The following is an 11882-nucleotide window of genomic DNA, read 5'->3' on the forward strand; positions in this document are numbered from 1 at the left end:
AATGATTGGAAATTAGTTTTTCCCTTCCATTTTGTCTTTTAACTCTTGTAAAGCATCTAAGTCTCCAAGCGTAGTTTTTTCAGAAGCTGCTGATTTCTTAGCGGCTGCCTGAACGTTCTTTTGCTCTTCTTCTCTAAAGATAGCTGTATGAGAAGCTACAACTCTTTTGAATTCTTTGTTGAACTCAATTACTTTGAACTCAGCTTTTTCACCTTTTTTCAATTTCTTTCCGTCTTCTTTTTCTAAGTGACGAGAAGGAATGAAAGCTACTACATCTTCGTTTAAAGCTACCGTTGCACCTTTATCGTTTGTATCAGTAATTTCTGCTGTATGTAACGTACCTACACCAAATTCACCTTCATACTTATCCCAAGGATTTTCAGTAGTTTGTTTGTGACCTAAACTTAATTTACGTCCATCTACATCTAATTCTAATACAAGAACTTCTAATTTGTCACCAACAGTAACAAATTCAGATGGATGCTTCACTTTCTTAGTCCAAGATAAATCAGAGATGTAAATTAATCCATCAATACCTTCTTCTAATTCTACGAATACACCAAAGTTAGTGAAGTTACGTACCGTTCCTGTGTGTTTAGAACCTACAGGATACTTTGTAGTAATATCAGTCCATGGATCTGGCGTCATTTGTTTAATACCAAGAGACATTTTACGATCTTCTCTATCTAAAGTTAAGATTTTAGCTTCTACTTGATCTCCTACTTTTACGAAATCTTGCGCCGAACGTAAGTGTGTAGACCAAGACATTTCAGAAACGTGAATTAATCCTTCAACACCTTCTGCAACTTCAATAAATGCACCGTAATCAGCAATAACAACGACTTTTCCTTTTACTTGATCTCCGATTTTTAAGTCAGAACTCAACGCTTCCCAAGGATGAGCGCTTAATTGCTTTAATCCTAATTGGATTCTTGATTTGTTATCATCAAAGTCAAGGATTACAACATTTAATTTTTGATCTAATTCAACCACTTCATTTGGATGATTAATTCTAGACCAAGAAAGGTCTGTAATGTGAATTAATCCATCAACTCCACCAAGATCAATAAATACACCGTAAGAAGTAATGTTTTTCACAATTCCTTCTAGTACTTGACCTTTTTCTAATTGACCAATGATTTCTTTTTTCTGTAATTCGATATCAGCTTCAATAAGAGCTTTATGCGAAACAACAACGTTTTTGAATTCATGGTTAATTTTAACCACTTTGAATTCCATTGTTTTATTTACATACTGATCGTAATCTCTAATTGGCTTTACATCAATTTGAGATCCTGGTAAGAACGCTTCAATTCCGAATACGTCTACAATCATACCACCTTTAGTTCTGCACTTCACAAAACCGTTTACGATTTCACCATTGTCATGAGCAGTATTTACTCTTTCCCATGCTTTGATTGTTCTCGCTTTTCTGTGAGATAATACTAATTGTCCAGTTCTGTCTTCACGAATGTCAATTAATACTTCTACTGTGTCTCCTACTTTTAAGTCAGGATTGTAACGAAATTCGTTTAAAGAAATTACACCTTCAGATTTCGCATTGATATCAATGATCGCTTCTCTGTCAGTCATTCTTACTACAGTTCCATCTACTACAGCATCATCATCTGTATCAACGAAATTTGCCGCTACTAATTTTTCGAATTCTTCTAACTTTTCGTCTTCAACTTGGTCAATTCCTTCTTCGTAATTGTGCCAGTTAAAGTTTGCTAAAAATTCTTCAGGGTTTTTAACTTCCTGAACTTCTGGGTTTTTTGTTTCTTCAGCCATTGCTGATGTATTATTTTGTATACTGCTCTTTTTAGAGACTCTTCACATGTGAAAGGCAGTAGCTGTTATGTTTGTATAAATTTATTTTTTCCTTTTCGATTCTCTAACATGCTAAAAAGGAGTGCAAAAATACTATTATTATTTTGATTTACAAACTTATAACATTCAATTAGAGGTGCATTTATTCAATTTAACTACAAAATATGATTTTCATCGAAAAAACAGATTGTAACACTGGCATAACATAGAATTTATTTTTTTAGTTTATCTTTATGATATTAATAATTAAAATAATAAAAGAATGAGTGTAAAATCAAAATATCAAGGAGTTCTTGACCTTGGTGAAGCTTTAGGAATCCAGCATGGTAATGTAGAAGAAGTGAATGGAGTATTAAAAGTTTCTGGTGTTGCCGGTACGCCGCACGAAAAGAATTTAATGTGGGACAAAATTAAAGAATCTGGTGGAGAAATGCCTCAAGATATTGAAGCAGATATTAAAGTAGCCGATGATTCAGTATATCACCGTCACACAGTTTCTAGTGGAGAAACTTTAGGTAAGATTGCAAAGCAATATTATGGAAAAGCTGGAAAGTATACTGCTATTTTTGAAGCAAATACAGGTATTTTAAAGAATCCTGATGTTATTCATCCAGGACAAGAGTTGGTAATTCCAAACTTATAATAAAAAGTAATATATAAAGAAAAAGGCTGTCTAAAAAGTATTAGAAAGCGTCACTCTGAACTTGATTCAGAATCTCATTATGTTGATTTTCAATTATTATGGGAAACCGAATCAAGTTCGGCTTGACGAAAGTTCAACTTTTTAGACAGTCTTTTTTATGGATTAATTGTTCTATTGGCTAAATTTAGAATGCGCTCAAATTGTTCTTTGAGTCCCATATCACTATTATCAAGAGCAACAGCATCTTCTGCTTGTCGCAATGGAGAATCTTCTCGGTGCGAATCTATATAATCTCTGCTTTGCACATTTCGTAGTACATCTTCGTACGCAACTTTATCACCTTTATCAATGAGTTCTTTGTACCGACGCATCGCTCTTTTTTCTGGCGAAGCTGTCATAAATAATTTCAATTCTGCATCAGGAAATACGACCGTTCCAATATCTCTACCGTCCATTACAATTCCTTTGTCTTTACCCATTTTCTGTTGCTGTTTTACCAACTGATATCGAACTTCTGGAATCGCTGCCACTTTGCTCACATACTCAGAAATATGAAGTGTTCTAATTTCTTTTTCAACGTTTTCTCCATTTAAGTACATTTCGGCGAAGCCTAAACTATCATTATATTTAAATGTTAAATTGATCGCATCTAAATCTGCTACCAAATCATTCACAGAAAAGTTTTCTGCATCAATATGACCTTTGCGAAGCGCAAATAAAGTAACTGCGCGATACATGGCGCCAGTATCGACGTATATATATTCTAATTTTTTGGCAAGTTGCTTGGCAATGGTACTTTTTCCAGTGGATGAAAAGCCATCAATAGCTATGGTAATTTTGTTCATGACTCAGCACTTAGTTAACGCCTAAAAGGAAGCGTGATTATTGCAAGTTTATCGTAACACCAAACATACTTGTGTTGGCTGCTACTGCATAACGTGCATACGTGTAATCAAATTTTAATTTATTAATTCGAAGTCCAAATCCTGCTGTAATTCCTGAGAAATTACGTTGATCTACAATTTTTAATTCTTCTCCTCTTCGGAAGTTGTAACCCAATCGAATATTAAATCCTTTGTCTGGAAATAACTCCATTCCCAAAATAGTATGTCTAATCACATTTTTGAGAAACGTTACTTTTTCTTCATTCACGCCGCCTTCAATAGATTGTTCGGCACGCGCAGGATTGGCAAATGCGATATTCCATTGTTGTAAATTTTCAAGTGTTACGTGCCAACGAATTGGAACATGTTCTAGTTTTTGAGAAATTCCAAAAATTAATTCAAAAGGTAATCTTTCCTGCGCGCCAGCATAGGTTGTGAATTGTAAACCTAAGTTTCTAGCCGCTAGTGCAATATTTAATTCCAATTCTTCATTAACATACATAATTCCTAAATCAAGTGCGCCACCAAAAGAGTTGTATCGTTCTAGTTTTGAATTGATAAATTTTGCATTGGCACCAATATGAATATCTGTCCAAGGAATATTGTAAGCGTATCCTAATGATAAGGCAATTTCGTTTCCTGTAAAACTTCCTGTTTCGTTTCCGAGTTCATCATAACCATCAAACTGTCCGTAACTTACATAGGTAACGCCTGCATGAAATGTTTGCGCTCTTCTGTCCCACATATATGCATATGCCGCAGAACCATAATTTACATCGCCCAAGTAATTCACATAATTCAGTGACAATTGATTGTCCATTGTATAATTAATACTTGCAGGATTGAATAATGCTTGATTTACATCTTTATCGTAGTTGGTAATGATCTTTCCTCCAAGAGCTGCTTGTCTTGGTGATGAAATTAAGTTTAAAAACTGATACGTGTATTTTCCACCAATTTGTGCGGAAGCAAGCGTAGTTATAAACAAAAAAAAGTAAAAAAGGGTCTTTTTCTGCATGTGTACAAAGTAACTAAAATCTTTATTTAAAACGTTTAGATATCATAAATATTTTACGCCTTATTTTAAATTTTTAAGATTTTTTTATTCTTCAGATTTTTTCCGCCGTAAAACTACACTTTTCAGAGTCAATCCTTTACATATAGAGCATTTAAAGCACTTTTTATTTGATGATGTTTTATAAAACCGCACATAGTATCCTTGTTTTTAAAGGTAAAACCTACGTACATTGATAAAGAATTAATTCAAAAATGGAGGAACCAAAAAAGCCATTTCAAATATTAGAGTATGGATTAATCACAATTAAACTATTATGAAAAAAAAGTTTTTTTTACACAAAACTGTAGATGCTTTATCAGAAAAGCAACTTAAAGATTTAAATCAAGTATTTGGAGGTTTAGCTACGAATTCATCAGATGCAGCAGGCATTCCAAACGATGATATTATTCACTATCCAACTGGTGGCGGCGGACCAAGATGTCCAGATGGATTTTACTGGCATTCAGGTGTACAACGTTGTATAAAGGATGGAACATATCCACATGTACCAGTTGATCACGCTCCAATGAGATTAGGATAAACCTAATTTAATATTTATCAGTTGCTCAACGATTCACAATACGAAAGCATTGTTTAGTTTAACGCGTTGAGCAACTGTTTTTTTTACCGCGAAACAACACATTTATCACTCAAGCCCTTATAAATAAAGAAGTTAAAGTTTATTTCTTTTAATGACGTTTTATAAAACCGCACTTAGTTTCCTTGCTTTTGTGGATGAAACCGACTTACATTGATAAAGGATTAATTCGAAAATGGAGGAACCCGAAAAGCCATTTCAAATATTAGAGTACGGACAAAAACACAATCAAACTATTATGAAAAAAAAGTTTTTTTTACACAAAACTGTTGATGCTTTATCAGACAAGCAAATTGAAGATTTAGACCAAGTATTTGGAGGCGTAGTAGGCATTCCTATTGATGATATTATTCACTATCCAACTGGCGGCGGCGGACCAAGATGCCCAGACGGTTATTATTGGAATGTAAATCGTGGACGTTGCATGAAACTATGGGATATTGCAGTACCTGTTGATGATCGCCTTCCAATGGAAGCATAAATCATTATAGCGGCTTATTTACAATTTTACAGTTGCTCAACGATACTCAATTTTCAAAATATTGTTTAGCTTAACAACGTTGAGCAACTGTCTTTTTTCACTTTTTACACAAAAAATATTCCTATGCATTTCAATCGATTAGTTTTAAAAGTTGCCAGCAGATGTAATTTAAATTGTTCGTACTGCTTTATGTATAACTTGGGCGATTCTTCTTATAGAAATCAACCAAAGTTTATGAAAGAAAGCATGATTCCAACTATTATTGAACGTGTTTCAAATTATTTACAAGAATATCCACAAGAAGTATTCACATTTACATTTCACGGAGGCGAACCTTTGTTAATTGATAAATCTTTTTTTGGGAAATTTATCACACAAGCAGAAATCTTAAAAACACAATTTCCCGATACTACATTTGAATACAACGTTCAGACAAATGGTGTATTAATTGATAATGCTTGGGCAGAAGTCTTAAGAGAACATAAAATTTTTCCTGGTGTAAGTTTAGATGGAACTAAAAAAGCGCATGATATGTATCGTGTAGATCATAAAGAAAATGGTAGTTATGACGACGTGATGAAAGGTTTAAAACTTCTCAAAAAACAACTCGGTTTTGTCTCAGTAATTAGTGTGATGAATATTGATGAAACTGCTGCAATTACGTATAAACATCTCACAGATATTTCTTCTGATTACGTAAATTTCCTGTTACCAGATTATACACATGACAGCTTTCCGTACGAACCAAAAGCAATGGGAAAATGGTTAATTGAATTGTACGATTTATGGATTACAGACCCAAAAAGACCAATTATTCCGTTTTTTAACGGTTTAACGAATGCTATTTTAGGTTCACACAAAGTTGCACGACATGAAGCACATGCACTTGTAATTGAAACAAATGGCGATATTGAAGCTATTGATTCCTTAAAAGGTTGTGGTGAAGGTTTTACCAAAACACATATGAATATTAGCACAAACGATTTTGTAGAAATTGTAAAACTTCCGCTTGGAAAACTATATTTTGAAGACAGCACGGAAAAACTATGCACAAAATGTTTAGAATGTCCTATAATGGATATTTGCAAAGGTGGACGTTTGGTACATCGTCATAAAAAAGAAAACGGTTTCAACAATCCGTCGGTATATTGTGAAGATATGATTCTAATAATTTCTCACATACAAAACAAAATGATGGAATTAGTTCCAAGTATGTATGATGAAAGTATTTCCAAAATGGACGCATTAGAAATTATAGATTACTTAAATACGCTCGATATGTCAAGCATAGAAGAAACTTATAAAAAAGATTTAGAGTTTTTTAGTGTAATTTGAAACTGAGGTTGAAATCGAACTCAAATTCATTTTCGAGTTCAACTTCAACTTCAACTTCACTAATCTATTTATAAAGTCTTATGATTTTTCACATCTTCGTCAGTAATGGCGTATTTAATTACGTCACTCATTTCAGAAACATAATGGAATGTTAATCCTTTTAAATACGATTCTTTTATTTCTAAAATATCACGCCTGTTTTGTTCGCACAAAATAATTTCTTTAATTCCTGCGCGCTTTGCAGCGAGAATTTTCTCTTTAATTCCGCCAACTGGCAATACTTTTCCACGCAAAGTAATTTCGCCTGTCATGGCAATATCTTTTTTCACTTTTTTCTGTGTAAATAAAGAAACCAATGAAGTCAACATCGTAATTCCTGCACTTGGACCATCTTTTGGTGTCGCGCCTGCTGGCACGTGAATGTGAACGTTGTATTTAGAAAACACTTCTGGTTCAACACCCAAAAGATCCGTATTAGATTTCATATATTCCATTGCAATCGTTGAGGACTCTTTCATCACTTTTCCTAAATTCCCAGTAATAGTCAAGTTTCCTTTTCCTTTAGACAATGTAGATTCTATAAATAAAATATCGCCGCCAACACTTGTCCAAGCCAAACCTGTAACAACGCCAGCAACATCATTATTTTCATATTTATTACGTTCCATTCTTGCCGGACCTAATACGTCTTCAACAATACTATTTGTAACTTTCTTCTCGTATGTATCTTCCATTGCAATGGATTTTGCAGCATAACGCACCATTTTGGCAATCTGCTTTTCCAATCCACGCACACCACTTTCACGCGTGTAACCTTCTACAATTTTTTCAAGTTGCTTCTTCCCTATTTTTAAATCTTTGCTCGTAAGTCCGTGTTCTTTCAATTGTTTTCCTAACAAATGCTTGCTTCCAATTTCAACTTTTTCTTCGGTTGTATAGCCAGTTACGTTAATGATTTCCATTCGGTCACGCAACGCTGGCTGAATTGTGCTTAAACTATTTGCTGTAGCGATAAACATTACTTTCGATAAATCATAACCCATTTCTAGGAAGTTGTCATGAAATTCTGTGTTTTGTTCAGGATCCAATACTTCTAACATTGCTGAAGATGGATCGCCATTATGACTGCTTGATAATTTATCAATTTCATCCAATACAAATACAGGGTTTGACGTTCCAGCTTTTTTCAAACTCTGAATAATTCGTCCTGGCATGGCGCCAATATAGGTTTTTCTGTGTCCACGAATTTCCGCTTCATCACGCAATCCACCAAGTGAAATACGTACATATTTTCTTCCCAACGCTTCTGCAATCGATTTTCCTAAAGACGTTTTTCCAACTCCTGGAGGTCCATATAAACATAAAATTGGCGATTTCATATCATTCCGAAGTTTCAATACGGCTAAGTATTCAATAATTCGTTTCTTCACATCTTCCAATCCTGAATGATCGCGATCTAAAATGATTTCTGCCTTTTTCAGATCAAATTTATCCTTGCTAAATTCATTCCAAGGTAAATCTAAAAACAACTCTAAATAATTACGTTGTATTGAATATTCGGCAACTTGCGGATTCATGCGTTGCATTTTTGCCAACTCTTTGTCAAAATGCTTTTTCACCTCAGTATTCCACTTTTTCTTTTTACTTTTCGTGCGCATTTCTTCAACTTCTTGCTCATACGAAACGCCACCACCCAATTCTTCTTGGATAGTTTTCATTTGTTGATGCAAGAAATATTCGCGCTGTTGCTGATCTAAATCGTTGCGAACTTTAGATTGAATATCATTTTTCAATTCTAATTGTTGCATTTCCAAATTCATGAATTTCAACGTTGCCAATGCACGTTCTTTCAAATCGGTAATTGCCAACAATTCTTGTTTATCCTTTACTGCCAAATTCATATTTGACGAGATAAAGTTGATTAAAAACGAAGAACTTTCAATATTCTTAATCGCAAAAGAAGCTTCTGACGGAATGTTTGGACTTTCCTTAATAATTTGCAATGCCAGTTCTTTAATAGAATCTAAAATAGCTTTAAACTCATCATCCATATTTTCAGGACGCGTTTCTGGCACTTCTTTTACGGTAGCTTCCATATATGGATCTTCGCGTAACATAGCATCCACTTCAAAGCGTTTTTTACCTTGAATAATAATGGTTGTATTTCCGTCTGGCATTTGCAATACACGCAAAATTCGGGCAACCGTACCTAACGTATGAATATCTTCTACCGTAGGATTTTCAATAGTTTCATCTTTTTGAGAAACGACTCCAATTACTTTTTTACCATTATTGGCATCTTTAATTAACTGAATCGATTTGTCTCTTCCTGCAGTAATCGGAATTACAACACCCGGAAATAAAACCGTATTTCGCAATGGAAGTATTGGCAATGTTTTTGGCAATTCTTCTTTATTAATTTCTTCTTCATCTTCAGGCGTCATCAACGGAATTAATTCCGCATCTTCATCAATTGACTGAAATGACAAACTGTCCATATTTAAAAACTTTGTTTCGCTCATATTTATATTCCTAAGCCATTCTGTCATAAAACAGAATGATATATATAATTTCTTTTCCTCTTTTTTTTGTGTAAAAACCTATAAATCAGTCAAAGCACTTGATTTCAGAAGCTTTATACGTTGTTTAAAAACAATTGTTGTGCCAAGTTTCCGAATCAAATCAACTAAAAATTAAGAAATATTAAATAATTTTAACCTAAAGTGTAACATTTTAATTTTATCATCATCTTTACAATAAACCAAACTTTTTGAGCCACCAAAAGTTACATACTGAACAACTCGTTACGTTGTGCAAAGAAGGAAACCAATCTGCCCAAATGGAGATTTACAATCGGTATTACAAAGCGATGTATAATACTGCATTCAGAATCTTAAAAGATAGCGCAGAAGCGGAAGACGCCATGCAAGAATCGTTTTTAAACGCATTTTTGAAATTGGATTCTTTCAGCGAAAAAGTTTCTTTCGGAGCATGGTTAAAAAAAATCGTAGTGAACAAAAGTATTTATTTGTACAAAAAGCAACAACGAAAAGAAGAAGTTCCGATTGACACTTTATTACATAAGGTCGAGGATAACGACGGAATTGCTTCGGATGAAGAGTTTACAAGCTTACAGGCTCAAAAAGTATTGCAAACTTTGAAAACACTGAAAGACAATTACAGAGTTTCTTTGACCTTACATTTAATTGAAGGCTTTGATTATGAGGAAATTTGTACCATAATGGACGTTAGCTACGCCAATTGTAGAACCATGATTTCGCGCGCTAAAGACAGTTTGAGAAAGAAATTAGAAGTATACGTATGAAAGAGAAAGACAACATAGAAAATTTGTTTGACCGATTGAAAGACGATTTTGATGTGGAAACACCTGAAATAAATCATCAAAATCGATTCTTGTCAAAGCTAGAAGCACAACAACAAACAGAAGAAACCAACACAACGGAGAAACCAATTATTCTATTTACGTGGTGGAAACACATTGCGGCGGCTTGTGTTATTTTACTGAGTTTAGGAATTTTTATCGGTTCTAATTTTGGCGCTTCCGCAGAAAGTACTCAGGTTACATTTTCGCCAGAAGTAGAAAAATCACAGTTGTATTTTGCTTCCTTAATTGAGAACGAACTCATAAAGGTAAAAGCAGCGGAAACTGAAGATACAAAAGAGATTGTACAAGATGGATTAGTGCAATTAAAACGATTAGAAAACGATTATACCAACTTAAAAAATCAACTTATTGAACGTGGAAACGACAAACGTATTTTACGTGCGATGGTGACAAATTTTCAACTTCGTATTAATTTACTAGAAAGCGTATTGACACAAATAGACGAACTAAAATTATTCAAAAATGAAAACACTATTATATAAACTTATTGTATTCACTTTTTTACTGCCAGTTATTGCGTTTGCAAACAACGGAACGGGAAAACACGAAGGAAAGTATACGAAAGAGAAAACCATTACCAAGGAATTTTCCGTAAACTCGGATGCATTATTGAAAGTTTCAAACAGTTACGGAACGGTTCATATGACTTCTTGGGATAAAAATATAGTTGCCATTGAAGTTACCATCAAAACCAATGGAGATTCAGAAGATAAAGTCACGGAACGTTTAGATCAGATTGGTGTAGATTTTAGCAATTCTCCAGCAATGGTAAATGCAAAAACACGTTTTAATAAAGACAATTCTAAATCGTGGTGGAAATGGAATAAGCGTAATAAAGTGAATATTACCGTTAATTATACGATTAGATTCCCAAAAGGAAACGAACTGAATATTTCAAATGATTACGGCGCAATTTTCTTAAACAGAGCTGAAAATAAAGTTTCACTAAATTGCGATTACGGACGCATGGAAATCGGAGAATTATTGGGTAATGATAATTCATTAAACTTTGATTACAGTAATAATGTAACAATTGCATACATGAATAATGGTCGTATAAACGCAGATTATTCTTCGTTCACCATCAACAAAGCTGAAGATATTATACTAAATGCCGATTATACAAAATCGCGTTTTGGCACTATTAGCAATATTGAATACAATTGCGAATACAATACATTACAAATAGAACAAGCAAATGACGTTAAAGGAACTGGAGATTATTTGTCTTTACGTTTGGGCATAATTACAGGAAATATAGATGTAAGAGCTGATTATGGTTCTATTAAAATTGCGGAAATGACAGATGATGCAGGAAATATTAGAATTCAATCTGATTATGCAGGAATCAAAATAGGGTATCAATCACAGTATTATTTTAACTTTGAATTAAGCTTAGAATATGCAAGTATAAAAGGTGAAGACGATTTTACGATGAACAAGAAACGTGTAGAATCTGGAGAACGCTATTACAAAGGATATTACGGAAACGGCACTAGCGGAAATAACATTTACATCAACTCAGAATACGGAAGTGTCCGATTTGAAAAACTATAACGTAGTTTATAGGTTTATGGGTTTATGGGTTTATAAGTTTATAAGTTTAATTTCTCAACAAACAAACAAACAAACAACGAAAAAACAAACA

Annotated in this window: 11 protein-coding genes; 7 read left to right on the plus strand and 4 right to left on the minus strand. The window is 33.8% G+C overall.

The genetic code is table 11. From position 1 onward, the window contains the following. Positions 1–12 precede the first annotated feature (12 nt). On the minus strand, positions 13–1791 hold the full coding sequence (gene rpsA / locus IMCC3317_RS06650) for a 30S ribosomal protein S1 (RefSeq protein WP_160128752.1): 1779 nt from the start codon (positions 1789–1791) through the stop codon (positions 13–15). A gap of 301 nt (positions 1792–2092) precedes the next feature. Between rpsA and IMCC3317_RS06655 the strand changes: the two genes are divergently transcribed. After that, a complete protein-coding gene (locus tag IMCC3317_RS06655) occupies positions 2093–2473 on the plus strand; it encodes a LysM peptidoglycan-binding domain-containing protein (RefSeq protein WP_160128753.1) in 381 nt (126 codons plus the stop codon). Positions 2474–2628: 155 nt separating this feature from the next. On the opposite strand, the gene cmk is transcribed toward IMCC3317_RS06655, so the two are convergent. Both cmk and porQ read right to left on the minus strand, forming a co-directional pair. Further along, positions 2629–3318, minus strand: a complete 690-nt coding sequence (gene cmk, locus IMCC3317_RS06660; protein WP_160128754.1) for a (d)CMP kinase — start codon at positions 3316–3318, stop codon at positions 2629–2631. A gap of 37 nt (positions 3319–3355) precedes the next feature. Continuing rightward, positions 3356–4375: a type IX secretion system protein PorQ gene (gene porQ / locus IMCC3317_RS06665; protein WP_160128755.1), complete on the minus strand. Its 1020-nt coding sequence runs from the start codon at positions 4373–4375 to the stop codon at positions 3356–3358. Between the two features lie 313 nt (positions 4376–4688). Here porQ and IMCC3317_RS06670 point away from each other — a divergent pair, with 313 nt between their 5' ends. From IMCC3317_RS06670 to IMCC3317_RS06680, 3 genes are all read left to right on the plus strand, one after another. Further along, positions 4689–4955 carry a hypothetical protein gene (locus IMCC3317_RS06670; protein WP_160128756.1) on the plus strand — a complete coding sequence of 89 codons (267 nt, stop codon included), beginning with the start codon at positions 4689–4691 and terminating at the stop codon, positions 4953–4955. Between the two features lie 295 nt (positions 4956–5250). Continuing rightward, positions 5251–5493, plus strand: a complete 243-nt coding sequence (locus IMCC3317_RS06675) for a hypothetical protein (RefSeq protein ID WP_160128757.1) — start codon at positions 5251–5253, stop codon at positions 5491–5493. A 123-nt stretch (positions 5494–5616) separates the two neighbouring features. After that, entirely contained in the window at positions 5617–6828 is a 1212-nt protein-coding gene (locus tag IMCC3317_RS06680) for a radical SAM protein (RefSeq protein WP_160128758.1), read from the plus strand. Between the two features lie 68 nt (positions 6829–6896). On the opposite strand, the gene lon is transcribed toward IMCC3317_RS06680, so the two are convergent. Next, positions 6897–9350 carry an endopeptidase La gene (lon, locus tag IMCC3317_RS06685; RefSeq protein ID WP_160128759.1) on the minus strand — a complete coding sequence of 818 codons (2454 nt, stop codon included), beginning with the start codon at positions 9348–9350 and terminating at the stop codon, positions 6897–6899. Between the two features lie 248 nt (positions 9351–9598). On the opposite strand from lon, the gene IMCC3317_RS06690 reads away from it, so the two are divergent. From IMCC3317_RS06690 to IMCC3317_RS06700, 3 genes are read left to right on the plus strand one after another with little or no spacing between them, the layout of a single operon-like run. Further along, positions 9599–10153 carry an RNA polymerase sigma factor gene (locus tag IMCC3317_RS06690; RefSeq protein ID WP_170293842.1) on the plus strand — a complete coding sequence of 185 codons (555 nt, stop codon included), beginning with the start codon at positions 9599–9601 and terminating at the stop codon, positions 10151–10153. After that, entirely contained in the window at positions 10150–10716 is a 567-nt protein-coding gene (locus IMCC3317_RS06695; protein WP_160128760.1) for a hypothetical protein, read from the plus strand. Before IMCC3317_RS06690 ends, IMCC3317_RS06695 begins: the two co-directional genes overlap by 4 nt. Next, positions 10697–11791 carry a DUF4097 family beta strand repeat-containing protein gene (locus IMCC3317_RS06700; protein ID WP_160128761.1) on the plus strand — a complete coding sequence of 365 codons (1095 nt, stop codon included), beginning with the start codon at positions 10697–10699 and terminating at the stop codon, positions 11789–11791. The genes IMCC3317_RS06695 and IMCC3317_RS06700 overlap by 20 nt, the downstream gene beginning before the upstream one ends. The last annotated feature ends 91 nt before the right edge of the window (positions 11792–11882 follow it).

The sequence above is a fragment of the Kordia antarctica genome, from assembly GCF_009901525.1.
Taxonomy (GTDB): domain Bacteria; phylum Bacteroidota; class Bacteroidia; order Flavobacteriales; family Flavobacteriaceae; genus Kordia; species Kordia antarctica.